Origin of the sequence: Anabaena sp. PCC 7938 (genome assembly GCF_049315035.1) — a bacterium.
Classification (GTDB): domain Bacteria; phylum Cyanobacteriota; class Cyanobacteriia; order Cyanobacteriales; family Nostocaceae; genus Anabaena; species Anabaena cylindrica.
The window spans coordinates 117,059-142,822 of sequence record NZ_CP186034.1 but is presented as its reverse complement, the minus strand read 5'-3'; the positions used below and the strand labels follow the sequence as shown (position 1 = coordinate 142,822).

Sequence of the window (25,764 nt, the reverse complement as noted above, 5' to 3'; positions counted from 1 at the left end):
CTCTGTCAATAGGGTTTGAGATGCGCTAACCCTGGTTAGATTAGGAATAAGTCAGGCAAAACAGGTATTCTTCATTGCTGATGGTGCTGAATGGATTTGGAAACGGATTCCTCCACTTTTAGAACGGTTAGGTTGCCCATCTGAAACTTATCAATTATTTGATTTCTACCACGTCACCGAACATTTACAAATGTTTACAGATGTAGCTTTTTCTGATGAAACAGAACGAAAAAATTGGTTTCAAAAAGCTAGGAAAATGCTCAAAAAAGGCAAGGCTCTAATATTAATTCAGGAGATGGATGAATTTATTGCTTCCGCAGCAGCAGAGCATTCTAAAGCTCTGGTTAAACAAAGAGATTATCTTTTACGCGCTTATCGGGAAGGGCATTTAAATTACTCTAAAGTTTTAGCTCGTAAATTACCTATTGGTAGTGGTGCTATAGAGAGTTTAATCCGCCAAGTTGTCAATTTAAGAATGAAAGGAAACAGTAAATTTTGGTTAAAAGAAAATGCGGAAATTATGTTACATCTGCGTTGTCAATGGATAGCTGGAAACTGGAATAATTTCTGCAATTCCATTTTTACTTCTTTTATCCATCCTCAAACTGTTTAATATTTTATACCTCCAACTGCTGTTTAATCGGCGTTTTTGCATTAATAAGCACTGAGTTATTAAAATACTGGCGTAAGCAGTTTATTTTAATCAGCCCCAAATCATTGAATGCAAGTCTTATTGAGATATTTTGAGAAGATACTTTGTCGTGCAATTTTATTTCTTCATGTGATTTAATTTACTTCAATGTTAGAAAAATATTTTAGCTATGTCTGTAGTACCAGTAGCTAAAAGCACATTTTTTTACCCGACTTCACAAAATCGCGTTGCTCCCCTCTACCGATAGCTTGCGTGGCGTAGCCGGGGTGAGGAAGTTAAACAACGGCCTGTACAGGCGATTAATTCTCCTAAGCGTCGTTAATTCTATTGCTTAAGATCCACACAATAACAAAGTTTGTTATTTTCTGTTATTTCCAGTAAAATGATTAGTAGAAGCCTTTTTAGCGAGCGCAAATGAACGTTTCTCTCACCACCGAACTAGAAAAGTGGGTACATTCTAAAGTAGAAAGCGGTATGTATACTTCCGCCAGTGAAGTGATTCGGGAAGGACTGCGGCTACTCAAAGAACAGGATGCCCTGAAAGGAATACGTCTTGCTGAGTTACGACGAGACATTCAACAAGGTATTGATAGCGGAGAATCTACACCCTTAAACATGAGTGAAATCATTGCCAAAGCAAAACAACAACGGCAGGAGAAACAGTCTAAATAATGGCAATTATTCTGAAGAAACCCCTTGCCGAAGCTGATTTGTTAGATACTTGGGATTTCATTGCTAATCAAAGCCTTGAAAAAGCAGATAGTTTCCTACAAAAGATAGAAAACAAACTCAAAATTCTGGCAGAAAATCCTGGTCTGGGCAGAAAACGTGATGAATTAGTGCCAGGTTTACGGAGTTTTATGGTAGGAAGTTATCTGATTTTTTACTCCCCAATCAACCAAGGAATTCCCGTTCTGTAATTATACAGCAATAGAATAATTCACTTATGGTCAGATAAAATTTATGAAAATTGGTAGTTTTTGGAGTTTAGCTACTTTATTGATAATGATGGGAAAGTTTATCGAACCAGTATTGATCAGCTAGAAAAGTTGACAAGTTTTGATTTCCTTTCAGCAGTTTCATCAAATATTCAAAACCTACGGCGTACCCCTCCCAACAAACAAGCCACGCGGAGCGATCGCTTTCGCCATAATCTAAGACTAACAAGAATTTAACCTGCGTAAGCAAAGCCATTAGTTATCATCCTGTTGTTACATCGAAATCAAACCCAGTAAATTCCAAAGTTGTGGATTTACTGATAACTACTGAACAAACACAGGTTAAATCACACCCATGATAGCGAATTTTTGGACAAAAATTTATCGTAATGCTTGGCTGACAGGATTAGTCATAGTTTTACTAATTACCTTCAACACCCTATTTAGCGCCAAAGGTGCAACTATTATCGAGGGTTTTGAATCTGGCTCCAAAGGCAGTTACGCAGCGGCTGATGTCACCCTTAGCACAGGTGTTTGGAATTTAAATGATGCCTTAATTGGAAATTTAGCAGGTGATGCCAAAAGCGGAACCCAATCTGCAAGAATTCGCAATAGTGGTACGATCTCCATGAAATTTGATCGTACTACTGGGGCTGGCACAGTTACCATTAAACACGCCAAATATGGTACAGATGGTAGCAGCACTTGGAATTTACAATGTTCAACAAATAGCGGTAGTTCCTGGACAACAATAGGTTCATCAGTTACTACCAGTTCGACAACACTGTCCACAGCAACCTTTACACCAAATATTTCTGGAACAGTTCGCTGTCAAGTAAAAAAAACAGATGGAACTGCTAACAGAATTAACATTGATGATATTAGCATCACTGATTCTGGTACTTCAGGTGGTGGTGGCGGTAGTGGAAGTCCTCACCTAACAATGGGTAATCCTAGCAGTGCGGCAACTGCCAATTTAGATAATTATTTGCTTAATAAAACTCAGTATGCAGTTGGGTACAATTGTACGTTGGGTCGTCCTAATTGGGTATCTTGGCAGTTAAACTCCTCGTGGCTAGGCTCAACTCCCAGACAGGATGATTTTCGTGCAGACACTACCTTACCTTCTGGATGTTATCAAGTTCAGGGTACAGATTTCAGTGGTAGCGGATTTGATAGAGGTCACATGACTCCTAGTGCTGACAGAACTAGCACAGTTGCAGTTAATTCCAGCACCTTTTTAATGAGTAACATGATTGCTCAAGCACCCGATAATAATCAGGGGATTTGGGCAAACTTAGAAGACTATTCTAGAACCCTAGTCAGTCAAGGAAAAGAACTCTATATAATTTCCGGTGGATATGGAACGGGTGGGACTGGAAGCAATGGCACATTCAATACTATTGCTGGTGGTAAGGTTACAGTTCCTAATCGCACTTGGAAAATTATAGTTGTTCTCAATACACCTGGTTCTGGAGTTTCTGGTGTCACTACATCTACAAGAGTGATTGCTGTTAATATTCCCAATGCCCAAGGGGTTAGAACTGCTGACTGGAGAAATTACAGAGTTTCTGTAGACAGTATTGAATCTTTGACTGGGTATGATTTTCTTTCACAAGTTTCAACATCTATTCAGTCTGTAATTGAAGCACAAGTTGATAATTTGTAAGTTTCGATAATTTCCAAAATTAGATAAAATTATCAGTGTTGGCGAAATTCCAACAGCAAAGTTGATAATTTGTAAGTTTCGATAACTTCAAAAATGATTAAGCCTGTCTGCATCTGTGGACAGGTTTACAAATTAGCAGCAATTCTCATTTTGAAACGAGTTTGCGCCATTTCAGCGATACCCGGATTCGTTAAGAATTATAAAACCCTATGAATGTAAGGGTTTCAATGTCATGAAACCTTAAAATAAGAATTGCTGACAAATTAGCCTCAAGATATTCAACGCTACCATTAGACAGAATATGCCCAAGTTAAAAAGTGTCAAATTAACGAATTTACTCTTCTTGTTATGTTTTTTGAATAATTGGTTTTTGGCAACTCCATCTCAAGCTCAGGTAATTCAACCAAATCAACTTGATTGTGAAAATGTAGAGTCTAGCGCGATGGTAATGACAACTGAAGGTGTGAAAACTGTAAGTATGTTTTGTGATTTTCAGGAGAAACGTGAACAAAAATTTACTGATGTTAAAAGCCAACAACAGCAAACTCAGTCTATACCCCGCCCTTCTTTGGGAAAACCTTATGAGTTAAATGGAAATGTTTGCAGAAATCAGGGTGCAGATATGATTTGTTTAACGCCTCAAGGTGCTTCTAATCTGAGATGGAATAAATAGATGTTTTGGAACATTAAAATAAAACTACAAAGTCTATCCATAGATTAGGGTAAGCTTTGTAGTTTATAGCGATTTATAAATTTATGACTATACCCATCCATCTTGAAAACTTGAGTTTTCGCCATAGAAAAACTATAGGTTTCAACGTAGATGGGGTTTAGGTTTCCACAACTTTTGTAGAAATTCCTGCTGAATTTTTATCTGAAGTTTTTCCAATAATATAGACATCGATGCTGATAGTACCTACTCGATAAACCTTGATTTCATTTAAGTTATTTTTAAGGCTTTGGAGAAGTATTTGAAATTTCTTAACTTCTTCTTTTTGGATTTCGTTATGCCACTCTTTTTCAAAGGCACAGTTTCTAAAGAAATATTCTAATTCAACTTCCTCTATTGGTGAATCTTGAGGATGATTTTTTAATTGGAGGATTTTTGGCGTTGTTAAAGGTTCTTTTTCTTCCCATAAAATTACTTCAAACGGATATTCTGACTCGCTCATCATCAATAAGCCGTCTGTAGCTTTTTTCAACTGGTCAATAATAGTGTTAGTCATTTTAGCGTTCACGAAGTGTAGTGTAACTATCTCTTAATAAACCGTAGGTAATCATTCGCCATTTTCCCCCAAGAGTCACATAGTGTCATCTTTCCAAATGTAGTTTTTTTTAGAAAAAATTCAATGATGTCTATTGCTTATCATTTACCCCTCAAATCAGATACTATAGGAATCCGGTTTGATTCTTGTTCATTATACTGAGACTTAATCGTTGTTTCGATAAGGTTTACAGCTTGTATGGCTTACGCCACGCTACGCTATCAAAAATCAAATAGTAGCCCTATATCATCTTTCCAGTTACAAACAAAACTGGGGACAAAAACCGATAAACATTGGGTGGGTATCTAAAATTTCTAATTGTTGTTCTATTGTTAATGGGAATGGTTGTAAAATTAGTTCACCATTGTAATAACTCACGCCTTCTGGTTGCCATTGTTCTTCAACTTCTGCACTAATATTTTCCCTAAAATCAATACAATTATCACTTTCTACTCCCGATGGATGAACAGAACATATAAGGTGAGGGTTGTGTGAGTAAAAAAGACAGCGGTTACAATCTGGGATTTTGGGCATAACATCAATTTCCCTTAAGAACGGGAGGAAAGATCATAGTTTTTGAGTAAATATGTTTTGATTAAGGTAGACAGCTAAACATACTCACCATGTCTACCAAAGTTCATTTAGTTAGTATTATTGAGAATGTTACCTTGTTGGTATTCTACACAGAATTGGATTGCTGGCAGTTCCGGTTAATTAGTGCTGGTGGTTCGGTGTTTGGGCAACGGAGGATTTATTATACCCCAGAAGCAGCAGAGAAGGCAGGGCGCGAGTGGATTTATCAGGGATATTGATTAACTACTAATTCTTCTAAGATTGCCTGATTAATTCGTTGGGATTCCTCGCTAGACTTTTCCTGAATCTCAAAAAACTGATTTACCGTATCTTGAGTTTCCTGGGGTAAAGCAGCAAATTTCTCAGTATTACCAATGACCAACCGACGACCGGGATAAGGTGTAAAATCTTGAAACAGTTCCATACCAAAAACCCCGATAATTCCCCGATGGGGTGGGGTTTCTGGTTGTCTTGGGTGCAGTTGGTTTCAGAAGCCAAGTAACCGCAAAACCAGGAAATGCTATCAATATCTAAAACAGCGATCGTTTGCATGAATTAGAGGATCAAGAAAACCCCAAAGAAATATAAATTCTTGATGAAGTGACAGACCAGTATATCCACTCTCATAAAGCATCCCATACAGTTTATTTATGAGGAAGTGTTAAGTATGTGAAGCCGCTATGCTTTATAATTTCAGCGAATTAGTGTTTACTTTACACAAAAAACTTACTATTGCAACTGTATTTATGCTGAAGCTCGATTAGCAGTGTCTAGATTTTTACTGAAGTTTCATTACAGTGTTTATCTATTTAGGAACGAAACTAAACCAAGAAAGTGTTTGCAACTACGCTTGAATGTGATTAGAATGTTAACTAGTATATCACTTGTTACATCAGGCAATGAACCAGATGTTAAAAAGACCATTGGTGGTCAAACAACCCGAAATTGGGGGGCTAATTCGGGAGTTCTGCCTGTTGACTGGACTTACTCAAGAACAGTTCGGAGCTTATCTAGGCGTGACCTATGGCACTATTAACCGTTGGGAGAATGGCCGCTCCAAGTCTTCACCTATGGCTATGGACAAGATTGAGCAGAAGCTTGGGGAATGGGGGGAACAGGGAAAAATTTTGTTACGGAAGTATTTGGTTAAATAAAAACTAAATTTGCACGAACTTAATGCAAACAAATAAAAGCAGAAAAATGCTACACATAACTCTCATATACTTGCTAAAGTTCGATAAATATTGATACATTCATCAAGCAACACTCAAAAATAATCATGGCACAAAAGAATGTTAGACACATATTAGGTATTTCAGGAGGGAAAGATAGTACGGCTTTAGCAGTATTACTGCATAAGGAAATTCCAGAAATGGAATACTTTTTTTGCGACACCCATAAAGAACTACCAGAAACTTACGAATATCTTGACCGCATCAAGGCACGTTTGGGTATTAAAATTCAGGGGTAGTGGTAAATATGTAGTGAAATCTTATATTTTCTAACTCAAATTATTCATTTGTAGCCGTTGCAATTTGAATTACATTTAACCAACTAATTGAAACTCCTCTAAAGTATAAAGTTTCTAAATATATGATTTAGCGAGAACGTGTTAAGTGTTATATGTAGTATAGTATCAGTGTTTTTAAATTCAACTATTTCAGTATTGATGTCAATCTCCAGACCTACTTGCCCCAATTGTGGTTCTCAACACATTGTCAAAAATGGGAAGATTCATAATCAAAAACCAAAATACCAGTGTCAAAACTGCAAAAGACAGTTTATAGAAAATCCCACTAATAAAGTTATTAGCAAAGATACTATAGAACTGATTGATAGACTTTTACTTGAGAAAATACCTCTCGCAGGTATTGCTCGTGCTGCTCGTGTTTCAGAGACTTGGTTGCAAAAATATGTGAATAATAAATATGCCCAGATTCCGACTCAGGTAAATGTTTCAGCCAAACCAAGAGGTAAATTGACTATTGAGTGTGATGAGGCTTGGTCATTTGTAGGTCATAAGGGTAATAAGCAATGGATTTGGTTAGCTTTGGATAAAAAAACTAGAGAAATAGTTGGAGTTTACATAGGCGACCGCAGTGAAGATGGCGCTAGGGGATTATGGAATTCTCTACCACCAGTTTATCGTCAATGTGCTGTTTGCTATACAGATTTTTGGGCAGCTTACGCACAAGTTATTCCTAGCAAACGTCATCAGGCAGTAGGGAAAGAAAGTGGCAAGACTAACCATATTGAACGCTTTAATAATACAATGCGTCAAAGAATTTCTCGTTTGGTTAGAAAGACTTTATCCTTCTCTAAAAAGTTAGATAATCATATTGGTGCTATCTGGTATTTTATTCATCATTATAATTCTTGTTGTAGCGCCTAATTTTATTATCACTACATATTTACCACTACCTAATAGTAAAACTCGCTATTAGTTGCTCTCATCTGTCTAGTGTAAACTGGATGATAACAAATCATGTAAAATAAAAAAAGGAGGTATGTTATGACATCACAACTTCAACAAGCTATCAATATTGCTCAAAATCTCTCATTAGTAGAGCAGCTTGAACTGCTAAAAATACTATCCATCAGTATTCAAAAAACCCATTCTCTGGAAGTTCAAACTCAAAACGATATAAAAGATGATACAGATTTTTCATCTGAAAGCTTTCGCAAATCTTGGCAACAAGCTGTAACGGGACAAACTCTCCCAATTTCTCAACTTTGGGAGGACATTAACGTTGACTGATTCTTTTTTAATCGAAATTAGATTAACACCTGAATTTAGGCGGAGACTGAGAATTTTAGCCAAAAAATACCGCCAAATTCAAGTGGATCTCCAGCCGATTTTAGAAATGTTACAGATGGGAGAATTTCCAGGTGATCAAATTCCTGGAACTGGGTTCACAGTCATGAAAGTGCGGGTTAAAAATAGTGATAGTCAAAAAGGTAAAAGTGGAGGTTATCGTTTAATATACTGGATTGCAAATACTACATTAGTTGTTTTACTGGACATTTACTCAAAATCAGATCAAAGTAATATTGAAGTGTCTGAAATTTGCCAAATTATTAATAATTTTGATACATTACCTACAGAGGATGATTATTAGTTGATACTGGCAGAAATCCACCGGCTTGCATTTGCCATAATCTGTGATAAGCGCCACCCTTAGCCAATAATTGAGAGTGTGTACCATCTTCAATAATGCGACCGTGATTAAACACCAAAATCCTGTCTAAATGTGCGATAGTAGATAAACGATGTGCCACCACAATTACCGTTTTTCCATTCATTGCTGTGTCTAAAGTATCTTGAATCGCTTTTTCGGTAATGGAATCAAGGCTAGAAGTGGCTTCATCTAAGATTAAGATCGGTGCATTTTTGAGGATAACGCGGGCGATCGCAATCCGTTGTCTTTGTCCCCCAGATAATTTTACACCACGTTCTCCCACCAGAGAATCATAACCCTCCGTCATTTGGGCAATAAAATCGTCAGCATAAGCTTTCCGTGATGCTTCTATCAATTCCGCCTGTGATGCTTCTAAACGTCCATAGAGAATATTTTCCAGCAAACTTCGGTGAAACAGAGAAGGATCTTGAGGAATCAAGCTAATTTGCGAATGTAGGGCTTCCTGAGACATATCTTTGATATCCACCCCATCAATTAATATTTGTCCATATTGAGGGTCAAATAAACGCAAAATCAGATTAACAAAAGTAGATTTCCCAGAACCGGAAAAACCCACCAGTCCAACGCGCTCTCTTGGTTGAATGGTGACAGAGAGATTAGTGAATACAGTCTTCTCTGATGAGTAGCTGAAATGCACCTGCCGAAACTCAATGCTACCTTTAGTGATGGCATGATTTATAGCATTGTCCCGATCAATAATTTCATGGGGTTGAATGATAGTATTCACACCATTGGCGATATTACCAATATGTTCAAACAATTCCAAAAACCGTTTGCTTAAATTGCGGGCTTCACTAATGATTAACAGTGATAAACTGGTAGCAACAACAAAGTCAGCCGTAGCAATTTTTCCTTGACTCCAGAGAGAAAGAGAGTAATACAAAGTGCCGATTTTCAGAACTGCTGCTGAGATAAACTGAAACCAGCGTATTTGTTCAGAATACCAGTTAGACTTTCTTACCTCTTTGAGTTCGCGCTTTAATTGTTCATTCAAATAGCGGCGTTCAAAACCCAAACGGGCAAATAGTCGGCTACTGGTGAGATTTGTCACCGAATCTACAATAATCCCAGTGGTTTCACTTCTAGCTCCTGCGGCTTTCCGTGCATAAATTCGGCAACGAGTCGCTAACCAGAAGGAAATACTGATAAATAAAACTGCCCAAATTCCCACAAATGCAGCTAGAGGAGGATAGACGCGATAGAGTAAAATTGTAGAGACGATATAAACGATAATTACTGGCATAAATTCAGTAATCGTCATTTGCATGGTTTGCGTGACACCCAGGGAAGTTTCCGCAATCCGATGTGCTAATGCGCCAGCAAAACTACTGCTAAGATAACGATGGGAATGTTGTTGTAAATAGGCATAGAGCGATCGCACAATATGCTGTCTGTGGATAGGATGGAGAATAGTTTGCAACAGTCCAGCCGATCGCCCAAATACCACTTCACCTATACTCAGGGATGTGAACAGGATCAAGGGTTGCTTCAAGCTATCAAAAATGAGTTTGCTGTCTCCTGTGGAGCGTGTGACACTGCGGATCATCTCACCAATCGCATAGGGCAACATTATCCCACAGGTGGCGTGTATGATTTCCAGAGACACCATTAACACATACCACCAGCGGAACTGATTAACGAAATAACAAATAAATTGGAAGGGAGTGTCTGGCAAGTTTGGCGCATTGGGAGCGCGTTGAAAAGATTTAGAAAGTCTTACCTTTTTAGTCATTTTAGCTGCTGTAAAAAATAAAAATAGACGGCTGGATTAACCGTCCGATAGTATTAAATTGAGTAACATAGCGGTACTATTTGCTAAACCATAATTTCTGGTGGTGTGATTGCAGCATATAAATCAGGTGAAAGTAAGGCTTCCTTAATGTTGATTTTTTTAGGAATAACAGCCTCTTGAAAGAACAAATCTGCCACCCGTTGCTGTTCAGCGATTAGTGCAGGGCTGAGTCCTCTACGTCCGGCAAAAGAACGACGAGATATCACTCTTGCAGCCACATCTTGATCTAACTTTTGTTCAGTGATCATCAACTTAGCCACTTCATCTCGATTGCCATCTGCCCATTTATCGAGAGCATGAAGTTCTTCAATAATAATTTTGAGTAAGCCAGGATTTTCTTTGGCAAATTTTCGATCAGCAATATAGTAACCACCAGGAGAATCTAACCCTACAGAATTTTTGAGGACACGAATTCGACCCGCTTTTTCAGCGATCGCATAGTATGGATCATTCGTCATCCAAACGGGAATTTTACCTTGGAGAAAAGCACCAGATGCCTCGACAGTCGGCAGACTTTTGATTTTAATATCCTTGATAGTTAAGCCAATTGACTGCAAAGCTCTGAGAATAAAATAGTGGGATGCCGAGCCTTTTTGAAAATATACTTCTTGCCCTTTAATATCCTCAAACTTCTTCAGTGGAGATTCCGGTGGTACGGCAATAACACTACTTGTTCCTGTAGTTGCGGTTCTTTGTGTACCCACCACATAAACAAGATTGGAACTAGCTACTTGGGCAAAAATTGGTGGTGTTTCTCCCACTGATCCCACATCAATTTTGCCAACACGCATCCCTTCCATAAGTTGAGGACCTTGGGCAAATTGCGCCCATTCCACCTTAATTCCCAACGGCTCTAAGCGTTTCTCTAAAACTTTGCGATTTCTGAATAGATCCCCCGCACTTTGATAACCCATGCGGAGAACCTTAGTTTTTATATCCAAGGAACTGGGACTTTTTGCCACGTCCTCCGGGTTTTGGTCGCTACAACTTCCTAACAGATATGCCATAGAAAAACCACATAGACTTGATGTAGCAAAATTGAGAAAACGACGACGTTTAATCATAGCTGTTTTATCCACGAGATATTTCTGATTTAAATAACTTTTGGTGGTCATCTAGCAAAAATTCGGGCGTTGAGATCCTGACCACCAATTCAAAATTCAAGGTTTGGAAGAGAGTTAATATTCGGTTCTAACGCAGAGAATCTCCCCTACGATATTCGGCGGTGATGTCGTTTAATTTTTGTTTCAAATTGTCATCTAGTTTGACTTCCACAGCTTTGAGACTGTCAGCAAGTTGTTCTGGACAACTAGCACCAATAATGGGGGCTGTAATAATTGGATTAGCCAAAACCCAAGCTAAAGCTAGAGTAGTGAGAGATAATCCTGCGAGATCAGCGACTGTGCGTAATTCCTCCACAGTATTGAACTCGCGATCGCGCCAATAACGTTCTTGATAACGTTCTGCGGCTGCACCCAAGGTAAAACGAGTACCTGCGGTGGGTCCTCCAGCAAGATTATGTTTACCTGTCAGCAGTCCACCTGCTAAAGGATTGTAGGGAATTACAGCCAGTCCTTCTTCTTGCGCTAAGGGTAATAATTCTCGCTCAATTTCTCGGAATAAGAGATTATAGCGGGGTTGGATGGAGACAAAACGAGTCAAATGACGCACATCTGCACGACCCAAAGCGCGGGCTAATCGGTAAGCTAAGAAGTTGGAAACTCCGATATAGCGTACTTTACCAGCCCGAACTATTGTATCGAGTGCTTCTAGAGTTTCATCGAGGGGAGTTGAAGCATCATCAGAGTGCAATTGATACAGGTCAACATAATCAGTTCCCAATCGTCTCAGGGAAGCATCTATGGCATCTAAAATATGTTTGCGTGAAGATCCTTGATCCCAAGGTGCAGTCCCAACTTTACCGACGGCTTTAGTAGCAACAATAAAATGTTCGCGTTTACCTTTTAACCAGCGGCCAATAATTTCCTCCGTGCGTCCAGCAGTGGGTAGTCCACCACCAAGGGGATAAACATCGGCTGTATCAAGAAAATTTATTCCTGCTTCGGCTGCGGTATCGAGGATTTTTATAGAAGTTTCTTCATCGGTTTGTAGTCCGAAGGTCATTGTACCGAGAACGAGTCGAGAAACGGTGAGTCCGGTTTGACCGAGTTTAGTATTTGGTAATGTCATGAAAATATTAGTTGTAGAATTTTTATCTCACGCAGAGGCGCAAAGAAGTAGAGAAGCAAGAGTATGGTCTAAATATATGTACCAAATTAATTTGAAGCTGCATAAAATAAGATATCAATAATAATTGACCGCAGATAAACGCAAATTAACGCGGATAAAGAGGGATAAATTTATTGATTTCATAATTCTGGGCAGCCTCATATAATATTGGCTTATTATTCTCTGATTCAACTTACTACAGCCGGCTGACGAAGGCTTTGTGAAACCAGCCATTGTTGCAATGTTGGGTTACTGTAAACTTCATCAGCAATAAAATGATCGCCTTCAGGTAATACAGTAAAATCTACTTTTGCTCCCGCTTCATGCAGGATATTAACAATATTTTGTGTACCCTCAATTGAAAGTTTTTCGTCTTTTGCACCTTGGAATATTTGGATTGAAATTTCTTTGAGTGCAGCTATTTGGGTTGCTTCTAATGTTTGGGGTACACGACCTGATGTGGCTACTAAACCGGCAAAGCGACCTGGATAGGAAGAGGCGATATGCCAAGCTCCAGCCGTTCCTAAACTGAATCCAGATATGATCACACTGGATGGATCTACGGGTTGGGTGGCAATGATATGATCAAGTAAAGCAATTACATCTTCTGCTCTATCTACCCAAGTCTGTCCTTCAGGAAGTTGAGGGGCAACAAAGAAGTAGGGTAAGGATGTTGATGAATCTACGAAAAGAGGGAAACCCCATTTTAGTAAAACATTAATATCTGTTCCTCTGTCTTTTGCTCCATGCAGAAATAATACTAAAGGGGCGGGTTTATCGGTATTAGCAGAAGAGAAAATATAAGGTAATGAACCATTGCTGGTGTCGTGGGATCTTTTTTCAACTGACATAGTTTTAAATCCTCAAATGTGCGTTTGCAAATACCTGACAATAAACATCTGGTGAAAATTAAATCTGCATTTTCCAGAAGCCTTGTAGAGAAGTTAAATGGAACGTCTACAATCTAATCTTCTCTCTTCTTAATTTCTCCGTGTCCTCTGTGCCTCTGTGGTTCGTCTTCCTCATTATCTATTGATGTAGAGACGTTCCATGGAACGTCTCTAGTGGTTTACAAGGTTATTTACACAGCTACCAAGGTCTTATCTACTGGTTGAGATTCGGTTTTAGGTAGTTTGGATTCTACCGCCGTACCTTTGAAGAAATCGGGGTTGGCTTGGGTGTAGAATTTGTGGGGATTGCCAAATACATAAGCTTTGAAATCAGCTTCAGAAATTACGCCTTCTCTGACCAAATCCCAGCTTTCAGCTAAAGGTGCGGTGAGATCGGGTACATCCCAGTGACCAACATCGGAGGAGTAAATGGCGTTAAGCTTGACTCCCAATGGGTTGGCTTTGTCGTTGAATGCCGCAGCTATAGTACGATCATCTGATTCAGAACCAAAGAAGAAACTGTTCACCCAGTGATCGCGGATATCTTCAATTGACTGAATCCCTGCTGCACCAAAATCTTCCAATTCACTACCCACTGGTGAACGGCTATGACGGTTGAAGGAAGAACCCAATACACTCTTGGTTAACTCTTCTTTGCTGAGAGAATATCCTTGAGTAATTTCTCCACCATACTCTGCAAATAACTCAAACAACTCATCAGCGTTGGTGAGGTCTGGATTGTAGTTTTGCAATCCTTCTAAACTCCGTTTGGAGAAACGATCTACCAAATGAATGTAGACGTGAGCGCCCCAATCTGCACCGCCTTCAAGCATCCCCACACGCAATTGTGGGAATCTTCTAGTTACACCACCAAAGAACAAGGCTTTCGCAAATGCTTGTGAACCATCACCAAAGTGACCGATGTGGTTGTTCATGTAGTTACTGATGGAGGAGCGTCCAGTCCATCCTTGACTACCATAATGAGTGGTGAGAGGTACGCCTAATTCGACGGCTTTAGCCCAGAAGGGATCATAGTCGTATTCACTATCTAGTCCAAAGAAGTCAATGTAGGAAGCATATTTGCCAATTTCAGGGAATTGATCGGCTGGGTATTTATCTGCGATCGCTTTAATTGGTCTTTTTACACCACCAGGAATGTTAGCTACCTTCAATCCTAGTGTTTTGACTGCAAACTCTAACTCTTCAATCGCTTCTTGGGGAGTAGTCATGGGGATACCAGCTACTACTGTCAGGCGATCGCTATATTTGCGGTAAATATCGGCGTGATAGTGATTAATCGCCCGTTGCAATAATTGCCGATTCTCCTTACTTGCACCAGCCGCAGCTAAGGCATTATTAGGAAATAATACTGAATAGTCTGAACCTTGCTCTGCTTGACGTTCATAGAGTAATGCAGGGAGAGTGTAGGTAGCCAAATCTAAGGTATTACGGGTAACTCTAGCCCACCAAGGCGATCGCAATGTGCGATTATACTGGCGTTCTTCTGGAGTTTGTTCATACCAGTCTTTACCTTCAGACTTGGAATTAAGACGAGAAGATTCAGCCTTGCGTAATTCATCTACCAGCTTCACACCGCCGTAGTGAGCAATATAATCCTCAAGGGCAGGAGTAAAGTCATTAGTGTGAACATCAGTATCAATGACAGGATAATCCAGATTGGCTCTAACTGCGGCGGAGGGAGAGCTTTTTAATTTGCTATATTTAGTCATATTTTCCTTAGAAAAGTTACAAGACAATTTAGATACCTGACTTCTAAAAGTTATGAATTTTCAAAAAATCGGGAATCTGTGGGAAATCGTGCTGCTGATTTTGACTTGAGTTTTAAACGTGAGATTCTTGTCTTTTGGACAAGCCTAACTTTCCGATAGTCTGCATAGACTCCGGTAGGCTTTTAACGTCTGTGCTGACGGGGTGGTTTAGATCCCCCCGACTTCTTGAAGCAGTCGGAGATCTGTAAAAATCACGCAAATGCCAGCGTTTTCTCCTGTTGTTTCACAGCAAAACGGTTAACTGGACGACGTAAACCCAGATTTTCACGCAAGGTACTACCCTCATATTCAGTGCGGAATAATCCACGTTTTTGCAAAACAGGAATGACTAAGTTGACAAACTCATCCAACCCTGTAGGTAGGATCGGTGGCATAATATTGAAACCATCCGCCGCACCATTGATAAACCATTCTTCTAATTGATCAGCGATCGCTTCAGGAGTACCCAAAATGGTACGATGACCCCGTGCTGTTGCCAAAGATAGGTACAATTGACGTAGGGTAAGACTACCGCGAGTAGCCAAATCTGTGACCAGTTTCAAGCGACTTTTATTATTGTTAGTATCACTAGGCAATTCCGGTGCTAAATCATCAAAGGAGTATTGTGATAAATCCACACCTTTGTAATAATTTCTGAGGATTCCCCAAGCTACATCGGGATGAATTAAAGATTGCAGAAACTCGTATTTTTCCTGAGCTTCTTCTTCAGTTCGTCCGATGATGGGAAAAGCACCGGGCATGATTTTGAGATCATCGGGGGAGCGATCGTATTTCGCCAGCCGCCCTTTGACATCTGCATAAAATTCCTGAGCATCAGCTAAGGTTTGATTAGCTGTAAAAATTACCTCAGCAGTACGAGCAGCTAAATCTCTTCCTGGTTCAGAAGCGCCGGCTTGAACAATGACTGGGTAGCCTTGGGGTGGACGGCTTACATTTAAAGGACCCCTAACAGAAAAATGTTTGCCTTTATGATTTAATGTGTGCAGTTTATCAGCATCAAAATAAACACCAGATTCTCGATCACGAATGAAGGCATCATCTTCCCAACTATCCCACAATCCTTGCACCACTTCCACAAACTCTTCAGCCCGTTCATAACGTTGGCTGTGTTCTGGATGATGTTCCAGTCCAAAATTAGCCGCCGCATTTTCATTCCCTGTAGTCACTACATTCCATCCCGCACGTCCCTTACTCAAATGGTCTAGGGATGCAAACTTCCGTGCCAATGTGTACGGTTCTTCATAGGTAGTAGAAGCAGTGGAAATAAAACCGATGTTTTTGGTGACAGAGGATAAGGCAGAAAATAGAGTAACAGGCTCAAAATGAGCTATTTTCCCATTACGAATTTGAGTTTCAGGAGAACCACCCCAAATTCCTGGACTATCTGCTAGAAAAACCGCATCAAATAACCCCCGTTCCGCAGTTTGAGTAATTTCTTTGTAATGCTCAAAATTCAAACCTGCATCTATTTGTGTATTGGGGTGTCGCCAAGCAGAAATATGATGACCAGTAGCTTGAATAAATGCACCTAACCGAAACTGACGTTTTGCACTCATATATTTTTATCTTTGTATAGTGTAATTACAAATTGGCTCAACCTTAGATTTAAAATCTAAAACTTTGCTCCTTTGCGACTTTGCGCGAAACCCAATTTTTAAACTGCTGCTAATACCTTTTGATATTGATTAACTGGACGAGATAAACCCAGATTTTCACGCAGAGTTGTTCCTTCATACTCAGTACGAAATAAGCCCCGCCGTTGTAGTTCAGGAATTACCAAGTCAACAAAATCATCTAATCCACCGGGAAGATAAGGAGGCATAATATTGAAGCCGTCAGCAGCATCATTAACAAACCAGCTTTCCAGTTGATCTGCAATTTGCACTGGTGTACCGATAATTGTCCAATGACCACGCGCTCCCGCAATCCATTGATAAAGCTCACGAATGGTAAAATTGTGTTTACGAGCAATATCAATTAATAATGCTTGGCGGCTTTTGTTATCATTGGTTTCTGGTAAATCTGGTAGTGGTCCATCCAGAGGATAAGAGGAAAGATCCGTGCCTATGAGTCCCTGTAATAAAGCCAAACCAACTTGAGGATGAATTAAATCCTGTAGTTCCTGATACTTGGCTTTTGCCTCTGCCTCTGTGATACCAACTACGGGAAAGACACCGGGCATAACTTTGAGTTGGTCTGGTGTGCGGCCATATTTTGCTAATCTACCTTTAACGTCTGCGTAGAAGGCTTGAGCATCTTCTAGGGTTTGTTGAGCAGTAAATATAACTTCCGCAGTTCTTCCCGCCAGTTCTTTACCATCTTCAGAAGAACCTGCTTGGACAATTACAGGATAACCTTGGGGCGGACGGGCAATATTCAATGGTCCGCGCACGGAGAAAAATCTGCCTTTATGGTTAAGTTCATGTATTTTATTGGGGTCGTAGTAAAAAGCTGTTTCCTTATCACGAACAAAAGCATCGTCTTCCCAGCTATCCCACAAACCTTTCACCACATCAATAAATTCATGGGCGCGAATATAGCGATCTGCGTGAATAGGATGGTTTTCCAAACCGAAATTGCCGGCTGTTTCACTACTTCCTGTTGTGACTACATTCCAGCCGGCTCTTCCCCCAGAAATATGATCTAAGGAAGCAAATTTGCGTGCGAGAATATACGGATCTTCATAAGTAGTAGAAGCAGTGGCGATAAAACCAATCTTTTCTGTCACCGCAGACAAGGCTGAGAAGAGGGTGACAGGTTCAAAGTCCCCACCGAAGGCTGTGCGTCCTTCCGCACCACGGCGTTGTTGTAAGGCTAAACCGTCGGCGAGAAAAAATGCGTCGAATTTACCACGTTCGGCTGTCTGGGCTATCTGCTTATAATGCTCAATGTTGAGAGCGCCATTACTTTGTGCTTGGGGATGTCTCCAAGCGGCAACGTGCTGACCTGCTCCGGGTAAAAATGCACCTAGTCTTAGTTGTTTTTGTTGTTGGCTCATATTGGACTCCAAGTAATATTTTTTACTAAATGAATATAGGATGATAAAAATTTTCTTGTCTGGCAGTTGTCATATATATCAATGTGACTACCGCATATTTATTTGTTGGGAAAGCTTTTTGAACTCCTTAGCCATAGTTGTAGGCATTAGCGTTAGTTGTGGGTTGTTGATAAAACTACTGTATCTCGACTGGATTAGCGTAGATTAATAGTAGAATCTCACAACTCTCATGAAAAAGCAAGTACCTTTTATAAAAATATGGCGAGCTAAATTTATTGTTAGCTAATTTTTAGATATTCTAAGTATTTGACGGCTTTAGGGTGTGCGATCGCATCTGGTAGACAGAACGCGATCGCTCAATTTGCACAAAATATAGGACTAGCGTACTATACTAGTAAGTTTTTTAGTCAAAAATCACTCAGTGATAAGTAAAAAATTTTATTCGTTGTGAAAATTGACAAATTAGAGCTATGATTTATTACATCAACGTAATATAATAAAACGTGAGTTGGGAAATAGAATATACGAATGAGTTTGAACTAACGATTTTATGAAAAATATATTCCTATAGCAGATCGTCTTTATGAAGAATATCTTCAAGAAATTAGTCGAGAGGGTTTAATATGACAGGACATAAAAAGTTTAGCAATCTTACTAAAGATTTCTCCGCAGAAAGAAAAGCCCAAATTGCCAGTCAAACAGCTAAATTAAAAGAAGAAATGGCATTAGCAGAATTACGCCAATCTTTAAAAATGTCTCAAGCTGAATTAGCTGAAAAGTTGCAAATTAAACAACCCGCTATTTCTAGATTAGAGAATCGTACTGATATGTATGTTAGTCATCTGCGACAAGTTATTGAAGCTATGGGAGGAGAGTTGAAAATAACGGCAATATTTCCTGATGTGGAAGTGACAATTACTAATTTTGAAGATTTGGCAATGGAGATTGATGAGTAGGGTTTGAAGATAGAGCAAAAGCTGAGATTTATTTTTTAACTTTTAGAGTTTTGCTAAACTAGAAATAGGTAGAAAACAAGGAAATATCAAACTATGACACTTGCTAATTCATCAATCCCTCAACACTATACACTTGATATTGAACCGGAAGGACGTTTAACTTTACCCCAAGAAATCCAAGAAATACTTAATTTAGAATCTGGAGATAGATTAATTTTAACTCTGGAAGATAATGGTAAACTCCAATTAGTCAGTCTCAAACAACAAGTTAAAAAATTAAGAGGTTTATTAAAAGATAAATCACCTGATAGAAACTTGGTAGATGAACTCATCCAGGAACGCAGACAGGAGTATTTAAGTGAATAAATCTGTCTTAGATGCTTCTGCTTTTTTAGCTTATCTTAGAGATGAACCAGGAGCAGAAATTGTAGAAAATGCTTTGATTAATGGGTGTTATATCAGTATTATTAATTGGGTAGAGGTATTGTCAAAAATTGTTGATTTAGGAGAATCACCAGACGAAATTATTAAACGATTGAGAGATGAAGGATTATTAGAAAATAGTCTAGAAATTATTGCTTGCAATGAGGAAGATGCTATAATCATAGCTAAATTTCGACCTTTAACAAAAAGTGCAGGATTATCATTAGGAGATCGTGCTTGTCTTGCTTTAGGAAAACGCTTGAATTTACCTGTATTAACAGCAGATAAAGTATGGTGTAGTTTATCTCTGGGAATTACAATTAATTTGATTCGTTAAAGTTCATCATCATTTGACAAATACTTTTTAACATTTTCTGATTGATAATTTCGTTCATAGCTGTTTCGGTAAATTGATGCAAAATCAAGAAACTCTAAAATTGCTTGTTCTTCAATCCATTCAATAAGCGTCAGCATTGGGATACTTATCAGGGAAATTGCAAATTAGGGTCAAATTCATGTATCTCTCACTTTAGCCATCAGTTACAACGACAGTCAAAATGGATAAAACAAGCAGCTATTTGGGAACTTTTTATATTGGCACATAAACCTGGAAAAGAGCCACCTCATTTTGATTCTTGGGCATCTACCTGTATCTAGCATAGGGATACTTATGAATTCGATAAAACATATCGGAGTTCCAAATTACTATGGACAGATTTAGAACTTAAAGAACTTGTAAAAGCTAAATCTGGAAAACAAAAAAACTTGATGTCAATGCTTCAAGTTGCCTGTCAACAAAAGAAAGGAAATTACATACCAATCTCTCATGGACAAGTAACGCTTACTGGTATGGATGGATCAGATGAAAGGGTATCTATTCCTGCCACGCTTGAGAGACTTGATAATATCGGTAGATTTTGTGATGATAATGGCATTGCAAATTTCCTATTCCTCCAAGTTGAAGAAGAAGGATAACAACACGCTACTGATGATCACACAATGTAAATTTATTGTATAATTGGAATAAGCAAAAAAATCAAACAAAACAATAATGGAAGTTATAACAGTCACTAAAAATGGACAAATCACTCTTCCTGAAAATTTAAGACAACAATTAAGACTAAATGAAGAGTCTAAATTATCCTTAAAAATAGAGGCAGGAAGGCTAATTTTAACACCCATTACGGAAGATGTTGAACTATTAGAAGAAGACGGTATATTAACTTTTTCTGCTACTTTAACTGCTGATGAAGATATTAATACACTGATTGAGAAATTACGATACTAAAAAATTAGATGATAAAAGTATTATTTGATACTTCTGTGATTGTAGCAGGGTTATGGTTAGAACATCCAGAACATCAAAAATGTTTGCCTTGGCTACAACAAGTACAAACACAAGCAATTCAAGGAATAATTTGTACTAGAACATTAGCAGAACTTTATCGAGTTTTAACAAGTCTTCCTATTAAACCTCGTCTATCTCCTCGAATCACTAAACAACTGATTGATACTAATTTAAAACATTTTGAAATTATTCCTCTAACTACAGAAGATTATCAGCAAGTCGTTGAACGAAATGGTGAAGTTAAATATTATGGGTGGTGTAATTTATGATGCTTTAATTGCTCAAATTGCCATTAAACATAATATAGATCAGATAGTTACTTTGAATGCTAAAGACTTTACACGATTGAGTAATCAAATTGCTCAATTAGTAATAGTCCCTTAATCATGAATTTGTTTTCATTTCTTGCTATTACTAAATAGGTTTAAATTTTGTATCTTAATCAAATCAAAGGCAGTAATGTGGGAATTTCCTTTGGACAATCAGCAATCAAATCAGCACCGTGAGTTTCCAATTCCTCCCTACTTCCATAACCATAAGTCACACCAATTGAAGCAATATTATTTTTCTTAGCCCCAATGATATCATGAGAGCGATCTGCTTGCAGCAGCGCTTCGCTATCGCCTACCATAACAACAGTAGAAGGTAAAAGGCTCTCTCTATCTATAATGTAGGAAATTAAATCACCTTTCACACTTCTATTACCATCTAATTCACTACCATAAACACCATTAAACAAAGGTGCTAAATCAAAATATTCAATAATGCGCGTAGCATAAATCTGAGGTTTAGAAGTCGCTACAAAAGTTTGATAACCAGCAGCACGAATAATTTTTAGGGTTTCGGGAATTTGCGGATAAAGTGAATTTTCAAATAACCCAATCGTAGAAAGGCGACTACGATATAGTGAAATTGCCTACACTGTCACCTGTTCCCTGTCACCTGCTATAACCTTTGTAGAAACTCAATATTCAACGGTAGTTTTTCTCCCAACCACAGAGAATGATCTGTATGATCTTTGACATCATCTCCCGTTTCTGGGTGAACCAAAATATCTAAACCTTCACGGTTAAGCATTAACCAAGTCACAACTTCACTAAACTGATGTGGTAAAAAAGCAACTTGATACATTGATTTGGGGTGTGGTCCTACAGGCTGTTCATGCCAACGTCCCAATCTTACATCAAATTTAGCACCTAACCCTTCTCTTACACGAGTAGCTGCTTCAAGACTAGCGGTATCAAAATAAATATGTGCATGAAAACCAGTAATGTCAGTATTTGTATTCATAGTTTTTGATTTCATCTTTTGTTCTCAAGTATAACTTAACAATTATTTAGATATGCTAATCATTAGTCAGCCATAAATTTGGTTAAACATCTATTTTCTTGTCAAACCACTTGAAATTTCTTTCTAGTCATGTAATACTAATAAAACAATCACCAGTAACTCGGTCAACAAACTGTAGTTTTTATTTTGTCTCAAGTCGTCAATAAATTATTCAACCCCGTCAAGGGTGATGCACAGATAACTGGCAATAGTCATGTCTGCGCTGATCTCGTTATTGCCAGTAACTACTGATTATTTAAGATTTGGGCGTTTTTGATGTAAAAAATTCCCCATACCCAAATGCAAATCCTAATTTACTAAGGAATTTAAACATGGCTGACATTAAGATTTATAGTGCGGTTGTTTGTCCTTATGCTCACCGTACCCGCTTGGTACTTCAAGAAAAGGGTATTGATTTCGATTTGATTGAAATTGATTTGCAGAATAAACCAGAAGGTTTTACAAGAGTTTCTCCTTATGGAAAAGTACCTGCAATTACTCATGGGGAAAATCGAGTTTGGGAATCAGCAGTTATTAACGAATATCTGGATGAAGTATTTCCCAATCCACCGCTTTTACCTAGCAACCCTATTGCAAAAGCTCAGGCTCGGATTTGGATAGATTTTGCCAATACTAGATTAGTTCCTGCTTTTTCTACGCTGTTACGTAGTCCAGATTTCCAAAAACAAGAAGAAGCGAAACAAGAACTCTACAAACATCTAGAATTTATTGAAAATGAAGGTTTAGGGAAACTTTCTGGAGATGGTCCCTACTGGTTTGGTGAATCTATCAGTTTGGTTGATTTTACCTTTTTCCCCTGGTTTGAAAGATGGGCTGCACTTAAGCATTATCGTAGCTTTGGTATCCCTGCTGAATTCACTCGTGTGAAACAGTGGAAACACGCGCTCAAAGAACGTGAATCAGTGAAAGCGATCGCTCACTCCAAAGAATTTTATATTGAGCGATATGCTAAATTTGCTACTCCCGTCCCCGTCGCTGCTTAGTGAAACGCTGCATTCAACTATTCCTAAATTGAGAACACAGACTTATGAGTTATCAAAACATAGAAATCAAACTAATTGCTGGACGTATCGGTGCAAAAATTAAAGGTGTGAACCTAGCTGATCATCTTAGTGATGACATCATCAGCGAAATTAGAAAAGCTTTAGTTCAATATAAAGTCATCTTCTTCCGCAACCAAGAACTTGATGCTAATGGACAAGTAAATTTTGCTCGTCGTTTTGGGGAAATAACTACCGCACACCCTACTGTTCCCTCTCTACCTGGACATCCAGAAGTGTTGGATTTGGATTATGGACGCACTGTTGCTCGTGCAAATAACTGGCACACCGATGTCACATTTGTGGATCGTCCGCCCCTTGGTTCGGTCTTGCGGGCGCTAGTAATTCCACCTGCTGGAGGGGATACGATTTGGGCAAATTCAGTGACTGCATACCAAGATTTACCGGAACATTTGCGCAATTTAGCTGATAAACTTTGGGCTGTACACAGCAATGCTTATGATTATGCCACAGCCTTTGACTTACCAGAAGCAGTGAAATCTTACCGAGATGTTTTTACTTCTACTGTGTATGAAACCTTGCATCCGGTGGTGAGAATTCACCCTGAATCTGGGGAAAAAGGTTTGTTTATTGGTGGTTTTGTGCGTCAGTTGCGTGGTTTATCTCCGACTGAATCAGGGGATATTATTCGGTTGTTGCAATCTTATATTACACGACCTGAGAATACAGTGCGTTGGCGTTGGCAAGTTGGTGATGTGGCGTTTTGGGATAATCGTGCTACTCAACATTATGCGATCGCAGATTATGGAGATCAACCCCGTCGGGTACAGCGTGTAACCATTGCTGGTGATATTCCTTTAGGTATTGATGGTAAGTATAGTCAAGCCATTAAAGGTGATTCTTCGGCATATATTCCCAATCTTGTAGCTGCTTAACCTAACTCAACTCCATTACCTCAGGAAAAATGGGGGATAATGTAGAAATGTAGAGACGTTTTATGAAACGTCTCTACACTGTAATTAGAAAATTATAGGACTTACGCATTGACAGAATAACAAAATAGTGCATTGATAAATAAGGGTTGTCTAGTAATGGGTATGGAAAAATGAGAGAAATTACTAAACCCTTGCTACGCAACGCTAACGCGAACGACAGCACAATGCAATCTAGACATCTACACCTTATTTTTGCTGTCAGAGCCAAAGTATGGAGGGTGCAGTAGGTTAGCCGAGATATTGGGAGATGTTTCACATGATAGTGTCAATCGCTTTTTATTGAGAGAGAGATATGAACCAAAAGATTTATTCAGCATAATAGAGAAAATTATCAATCTGGTAGGGGGGATATTAAGTGTAGATGATACAGTCATAGAAAAGATTTACAGCGACCCTAAAAATGCGGAATTAATCAGTTATTTTTGGTCAGGGAAAGCCCATAAAACTATTATTGGCTTAAATTTAATCACTCTATATTACAGCGATATTAATGGTAATTCAGTGCCAATTAATTACAGAATATATGATAAAAAGGAGGGAAAAACAAAAAACGATTATTTTAGAGAAATGGTAAGTGAAATAATAAGCTGGGGAGTCAAACCCAGAATGGTAACAGGAGATAGTTGGTACTCAGGAGTAGAAAACTTAAAATTTCTAAAAAACCAGAAATTGGGTTTCCTATTCGGAATTGAAAAAAATAGAACTGTTTCAAATGAGCCGCAAAAGTATTGCCAAGTAGGCATTTTGGATATTCCTGAAGAAGGATTAAGAACTCATCTGAAAGAATTTGGATTTATAAAGTTGTTTAGGAAAGACTTTAAAAAAGAAGACTCTAGACATTATATTTTATATCTGCCAGATGAGGAAAAAATCAAAGACATAACCAGAAGTACCTTCGTCACAATTCATGATACCCATTGGGGTATTGAAACATTTCATCGAGCCATAAAACAAGTATGTGGAATTTGTCGATTCATGGTTAGAGATACCTGTGCAATCAAAACTCACATATTTTGTTCACTTCAAGCATTTGTGAAATTGGAGTTTATGCGCTCTGAAAATATAATTAGCAACTGGTATGAAGTACAGAGGAATCTGTTTACTTCTGTTGTCCGTGAGCATATTTTTGCCAACCTTCGCAAGGATGCCATTATCTAGACTACATAGATGCTATTTTTTGTCAATGCGTAAGTCCTAACTTCTTTAAATACTGCCTCTGCTTTATCTAAAGGATTCAAATCTTCAAAGCCAAGAAAAGTTAGTAATGCCGATTGATCTAAGTCTTTAGGCATTGCCGCTATGACTGCACAAATAGTTGACCACCCCAGCAATTTAGCTGCTTCAGTCCGGAGTTGTCCATCTAGTAAGGTGTAACGACCATTCCCCTGTGGTATCAGAATTACTGCTGAAATTTGTCCATGTTTTTTTAGTAACCGGGCTTTCGCTTGTATAAGTTCTGGTGTAATTGTTTGCCGGGGCTGATCAGGATTAGGATCAATGAGAGCTAAATCAATTTGTGATTCTCCTGATTGGTTTTGCAGCTGTTCTCGGAGTTCTTGCAATTCATTTTCTAAATCTGGAGATTGGGCGGCTCTCAATCTTTCTATCTCGGCTTGCAGTTCAGCAATTTTTTGCTCTTGCTCTGTTTTTTGGATTGCGCCGCTAAATTTGTTAGCAATTTTAGGCAATGCCACG

At 38.7% G+C, this 25,764-nt stretch carries 36 protein-coding genes and 1 pseudogene; 22 read left to right on the top strand and 15 right to left on the bottom strand.

The window, feature by feature from the left end:
* Nucleotides 1-31 precede the first annotated feature (31 nt).
* The 3 genes and pseudogenes from ACOWPH_RS00710 to ACOWPH_RS00700 form a co-directional block, all read left to right on the top strand.
* Nucleotides 32-613 (top strand): annotated as a pseudogene (locus tag ACOWPH_RS00710) (ISLre2 family transposase); the annotation flags it as partial.
* Nucleotides 614-1,066: 453 nt separating this feature from the next.
* Nucleotides 1,067-1,324, top strand: coding sequence for a type II toxin-antitoxin system ParD family antitoxin (locus tag ACOWPH_RS00705; protein ID WP_015213514.1), 258 nt, complete (start codon nt 1,067-1,069; stop codon nt 1,322-1,324).
* The gene (locus ACOWPH_RS00700; protein WP_015213513.1) at nt 1,324-1,572 is read left to right on the top strand and encodes a type II toxin-antitoxin system RelE/ParE family toxin; all 249 of its coding nucleotides are present in this window, start codon (nt 1,324-1,326) and stop codon (nt 1,570-1,572) included. Before ACOWPH_RS00705 ends, ACOWPH_RS00700 begins: the two co-directional genes overlap by 1 nt.
* Nucleotides 1,573-1,648: 76 nt before the next feature.
* Here ACOWPH_RS00700 and ACOWPH_RS00695 read toward each other — a convergent pair whose 3' ends face one another.
* Nucleotides 1,649-1,846 (bottom strand): hypothetical protein, encoded by a 198-nt coding sequence (locus tag ACOWPH_RS00695; protein ID WP_042464702.1) that lies wholly within the window; start codon nt 1,844-1,846, stop codon nt 1,649-1,651.
* A 99-nt stretch (nt 1,847-1,945) separates the two neighbouring features.
* Here ACOWPH_RS00695 and ACOWPH_RS00690 point away from each other — a divergent pair, with 99 nt between their 5' ends.
* Together ACOWPH_RS00690 and ACOWPH_RS00685 are read left to right on the top strand one after the other, a co-directional pair.
* Nucleotides 1,946-3,259 (top strand): DNA/RNA non-specific endonuclease, encoded by a 1,314-nt coding sequence (locus ACOWPH_RS00690; protein WP_015213512.1) that lies wholly within the window; start codon nt 1,946-1,948, stop codon nt 3,257-3,259.
* 301 nt (nt 3,260-3,560) lie between these two features.
* Nucleotides 3,561-3,932: a hypothetical protein gene (locus tag ACOWPH_RS00685; protein WP_015213511.1), complete on the top strand. Its 372-nt coding sequence runs from the start codon at nt 3,561-3,563 to the stop codon at nt 3,930-3,932.
* 157 nt (nt 3,933-4,089) lie between these two features.
* Here the strand turns inward: ACOWPH_RS00685 and ACOWPH_RS00680 are convergent, their stop codons facing one another.
* Complete coding sequence (locus tag ACOWPH_RS00680) at nt 4,090-4,485, bottom strand: nuclease A inhibitor family protein (protein ID WP_015213510.1); 396 nt, start codon at nt 4,483-4,485, stop codon at nt 4,090-4,092.
* Nucleotides 4,486-4,782: 297 nt separating this feature from the next.
* The gene (locus ACOWPH_RS00675) at nt 4,783-5,058 is read right to left on the bottom strand and encodes a hypothetical protein (protein WP_015213509.1); all 276 of its coding nucleotides are present in this window, start codon (nt 5,056-5,058) and stop codon (nt 4,783-4,785) included.
* Between the two features lie 89 nt (nt 5,059-5,147).
* On the opposite strand from ACOWPH_RS00675, the gene ACOWPH_RS00670 reads away from it, so the two are divergent.
* Nucleotides 5,148-5,336, top strand: coding sequence for a hypothetical protein (locus tag ACOWPH_RS00670; RefSeq protein WP_015213508.1), 189 nt, complete (start codon nt 5,148-5,150; stop codon nt 5,334-5,336).
* On the opposite strand, the gene ACOWPH_RS00665 is transcribed toward ACOWPH_RS00670, so the two are convergent.
* The gene (locus ACOWPH_RS00665; RefSeq protein ID WP_015213507.1) at nt 5,324-5,521 is read right to left on the bottom strand and encodes a hypothetical protein; all 198 of its coding nucleotides are present in this window, start codon (nt 5,519-5,521) and stop codon (nt 5,324-5,326) included. The genes ACOWPH_RS00670 and ACOWPH_RS00665 overlap by 13 nt on opposite strands.
* 475 nt (nt 5,522-5,996) lie before the next feature.
* Between ACOWPH_RS00665 and ACOWPH_RS00660 the strand changes: the two genes are divergently transcribed.
* The 5 genes from ACOWPH_RS00660 to ACOWPH_RS00640 all read left to right on the top strand — a co-directional run bounded on the left by ACOWPH_RS00660 (nt 5,997) and on the right by ACOWPH_RS00640 (nt 8,216).
* Entirely contained in the window at nt 5,997-6,251 is a 255-nt protein-coding gene (locus ACOWPH_RS00660) for a helix-turn-helix domain-containing protein (protein ID WP_250973255.1), read from the top strand.
* Nucleotides 6,252-6,376: 125 nt separating this feature from the next.
* The gene (locus tag ACOWPH_RS00655) at nt 6,377-6,568 is read left to right on the top strand and encodes a phosphoadenosine phosphosulfate reductase family protein (RefSeq protein ID WP_242043057.1); all 192 of its coding nucleotides are present in this window, start codon (nt 6,377-6,379) and stop codon (nt 6,566-6,568) included.
* Nucleotides 6,569-6,766: 198 nt separating this feature from the next.
* Nucleotides 6,767-7,489, top strand: coding sequence for an IS1 family transposase (locus tag ACOWPH_RS00650; protein WP_015213505.1), 723 nt, complete (start codon nt 6,767-6,769; stop codon nt 7,487-7,489).
* Between the two features lie 120 nt (nt 7,490-7,609).
* On the top strand, nt 7,610-7,855 hold the full coding sequence (locus ACOWPH_RS00645) for a hypothetical protein (RefSeq protein WP_015213504.1): 246 nt from the start codon (nt 7,610-7,612) through the stop codon (nt 7,853-7,855).
* The gene (locus tag ACOWPH_RS00640) at nt 7,848-8,216 is read left to right on the top strand and encodes a type II toxin-antitoxin system RelE family toxin (RefSeq protein ID WP_015213503.1); all 369 of its coding nucleotides are present in this window, start codon (nt 7,848-7,850) and stop codon (nt 8,214-8,216) included. Before ACOWPH_RS00645 ends, ACOWPH_RS00640 begins: the two co-directional genes overlap by 8 nt.
* Here the strand turns inward: ACOWPH_RS00640 and ACOWPH_RS00635 are convergent.
* The 7 genes from ACOWPH_RS00635 to ACOWPH_RS00605 form a co-directional block, all read right to left on the bottom strand.
* The gene (locus ACOWPH_RS00635) at nt 8,197-10,029 is read right to left on the bottom strand and encodes an ABC transporter ATP-binding protein (protein WP_015213502.1); all 1,833 of its coding nucleotides are present in this window, start codon (nt 10,027-10,029) and stop codon (nt 8,197-8,199) included. The genes ACOWPH_RS00640 and ACOWPH_RS00635 overlap by 20 nt on opposite strands.
* An 83-nt stretch (nt 10,030-10,112) precedes the next feature.
* Entirely contained in the window at nt 10,113-11,153 is a 1,041-nt protein-coding gene (locus tag ACOWPH_RS00630) for an aliphatic sulfonate ABC transporter substrate-binding protein (RefSeq protein WP_015213501.1), read from the bottom strand.
* A 127-nt stretch (nt 11,154-11,280) separates the two neighbouring features.
* On the bottom strand, nt 11,281-12,279 hold the full coding sequence (locus ACOWPH_RS00625; RefSeq protein ID WP_015213500.1) for an aldo/keto reductase: 999 nt from the start codon (nt 12,277-12,279) through the stop codon (nt 11,281-11,283).
* Between the two features lie 227 nt (nt 12,280-12,506).
* Nucleotides 12,507-13,169, bottom strand: coding sequence for a dienelactone hydrolase family protein (locus ACOWPH_RS00620; protein ID WP_015213499.1), 663 nt, complete (start codon nt 13,167-13,169; stop codon nt 12,507-12,509).
* A 230-nt stretch (nt 13,170-13,399) separates the two neighbouring features.
* Nucleotides 13,400-14,938, bottom strand: a complete 1,539-nt coding sequence (locus ACOWPH_RS00615; protein WP_015213498.1) for an amidohydrolase family protein — start codon at nt 14,936-14,938, stop codon at nt 13,400-13,402.
* 251 nt (nt 14,939-15,189) lie between these two features.
* On the bottom strand, nt 15,190-16,554 hold the full coding sequence (locus ACOWPH_RS00610; protein WP_015213497.1) for an LLM class flavin-dependent oxidoreductase: 1,365 nt from the start codon (nt 16,552-16,554) through the stop codon (nt 15,190-15,192).
* A gap of 98 nt (nt 16,555-16,652) precedes the next feature.
* Nucleotides 16,653-17,996 (bottom strand): LLM class flavin-dependent oxidoreductase, encoded by a 1,344-nt coding sequence (locus ACOWPH_RS00605; protein WP_015213496.1) that lies wholly within the window; start codon nt 17,994-17,996, stop codon nt 16,653-16,655.
* A gap of 306 nt (nt 17,997-18,302) precedes the next feature.
* On the opposite strand from ACOWPH_RS00605, the gene ACOWPH_RS00600 reads away from it, so the two are divergent.
* The 4 genes from ACOWPH_RS00600 to ACOWPH_RS00585 all read left to right on the top strand — a co-directional run bounded on the left by ACOWPH_RS00600 (nt 18,303) and on the right by ACOWPH_RS00585 (nt 19,712).
* Complete coding sequence (locus ACOWPH_RS00600) at nt 18,303-18,428, top strand: hypothetical protein (protein WP_277882405.1); 126 nt, start codon at nt 18,303-18,305, stop codon at nt 18,426-18,428.
* A gap of 191 nt (nt 18,429-18,619) precedes the next feature.
* Nucleotides 18,620-18,952, top strand: coding sequence for an XRE family transcriptional regulator (locus tag ACOWPH_RS00595; protein WP_015213495.1), 333 nt, complete (start codon nt 18,620-18,622; stop codon nt 18,950-18,952).
* Between the two features lie 93 nt (nt 18,953-19,045).
* Entirely contained in the window at nt 19,046-19,318 is a 273-nt protein-coding gene (locus ACOWPH_RS00590; protein WP_015213494.1) for an AbrB/MazE/SpoVT family DNA-binding domain-containing protein, read from the top strand.
* The gene (locus ACOWPH_RS00585) at nt 19,311-19,712 is read left to right on the top strand and encodes a PIN domain-containing protein (protein WP_015213493.1); all 402 of its coding nucleotides are present in this window, start codon (nt 19,311-19,313) and stop codon (nt 19,710-19,712) included. Before ACOWPH_RS00590 ends, ACOWPH_RS00585 begins: the two co-directional genes overlap by 8 nt.
* On the opposite strand, the gene ACOWPH_RS00580 is transcribed toward ACOWPH_RS00585, so the two are convergent.
* On the bottom strand, nt 19,709-19,849 hold the full coding sequence (locus ACOWPH_RS00580; protein ID WP_015213492.1) for a hypothetical protein: 141 nt from the start codon (nt 19,847-19,849) through the stop codon (nt 19,709-19,711). The genes ACOWPH_RS00585 and ACOWPH_RS00580 overlap by 4 nt on opposite strands.
* A 294-nt stretch (nt 19,850-20,143) precedes the next feature.
* On the opposite strand from ACOWPH_RS00580, the gene ACOWPH_RS00575 reads away from it, so the two are divergent.
* The 4 genes from ACOWPH_RS00575 (at nt 20,144) to ACOWPH_RS00560 (ending at nt 21,107) form a co-directional block, all read left to right on the top strand.
* A complete protein-coding gene (locus tag ACOWPH_RS00575; RefSeq protein WP_015213491.1) occupies nt 20,144-20,350 on the top strand; it encodes a hypothetical protein in 207 nt (68 codons plus the stop codon).
* Between the two features lie 76 nt (nt 20,351-20,426).
* Nucleotides 20,427-20,663 carry an AbrB/MazE/SpoVT family DNA-binding domain-containing protein gene (locus ACOWPH_RS00570; RefSeq protein ID WP_015213490.1) on the top strand — a complete coding sequence of 79 codons (237 nt, stop codon included), beginning with the start codon at nt 20,427-20,429 and terminating at the stop codon, nt 20,661-20,663.
* A gap of 8 nt (nt 20,664-20,671) precedes the next feature.
* Nucleotides 20,672-20,992, top strand: coding sequence for a type II toxin-antitoxin system VapC family toxin (locus tag ACOWPH_RS00565; RefSeq protein ID WP_199327494.1), 321 nt, complete (start codon nt 20,672-20,674; stop codon nt 20,990-20,992).
* A complete protein-coding gene (locus ACOWPH_RS00560; protein ID WP_277882404.1) occupies nt 20,973-21,107 on the top strand; it encodes a hypothetical protein in 135 nt (44 codons plus the stop codon). Before ACOWPH_RS00565 ends, ACOWPH_RS00560 begins: the two co-directional genes overlap by 20 nt.
* Nucleotides 21,108-21,165: 58 nt before the next feature.
* Here the strand turns inward: ACOWPH_RS00560 and ACOWPH_RS00555 are convergent, their stop codons facing one another.
* Together ACOWPH_RS00555 and ACOWPH_RS00550 are read right to left on the bottom strand one after the other, a co-directional pair.
* Entirely contained in the window at nt 21,166-21,606 is a 441-nt protein-coding gene (locus ACOWPH_RS00555; RefSeq protein WP_280514233.1) for an HAD family hydrolase, read from the bottom strand.
* A 62-nt stretch (nt 21,607-21,668) separates the two neighbouring features.
* Nucleotides 21,669-22,013 (bottom strand): DOPA 4,5-dioxygenase family protein, encoded by a 345-nt coding sequence (locus ACOWPH_RS00550; RefSeq protein WP_042465790.1) that lies wholly within the window; start codon nt 22,011-22,013, stop codon nt 21,669-21,671.
* A gap of 371 nt (nt 22,014-22,384) precedes the next feature.
* On the opposite strand from ACOWPH_RS00550, the gene ACOWPH_RS00545 reads away from it, so the two are divergent.
* The 3 genes from ACOWPH_RS00545 to ACOWPH_RS00535 all read left to right on the top strand — a co-directional run bounded on the left by ACOWPH_RS00545 (nt 22,385) and on the right by ACOWPH_RS00535 (nt 25,227).
* Nucleotides 22,385-23,056: a glutathione S-transferase family protein gene (locus ACOWPH_RS00545; RefSeq protein ID WP_015213488.1), complete on the top strand. Its 672-nt coding sequence runs from the start codon at nt 22,385-22,387 to the stop codon at nt 23,054-23,056.
* Nucleotides 23,057-23,100: 44 nt separating this feature from the next.
* A complete protein-coding gene (locus tag ACOWPH_RS00540) occupies nt 23,101-24,009 on the top strand; it encodes a TauD/TfdA dioxygenase family protein (RefSeq protein ID WP_015213487.1) in 909 nt (302 codons plus the stop codon).
* A 237-nt stretch (nt 24,010-24,246) separates the two neighbouring features.
* A complete protein-coding gene (locus ACOWPH_RS00535; RefSeq protein WP_081593666.1) occupies nt 24,247-25,227 on the top strand; it encodes an IS701 family transposase in 981 nt (326 codons plus the stop codon).
* Here the strand turns inward: ACOWPH_RS00535 and ACOWPH_RS00530 are convergent.
* Nucleotides 25,224-25,763 (bottom strand): ParB/RepB/Spo0J family partition protein, encoded by a 540-nt coding sequence (locus ACOWPH_RS00530; protein ID WP_015213485.1) that lies wholly within the window; start codon nt 25,761-25,763, stop codon nt 25,224-25,226. The genes ACOWPH_RS00535 and ACOWPH_RS00530 overlap by 4 nt on opposite strands.
* Between the last annotated feature and the right edge of the window lies 1 nt (nt 25,764).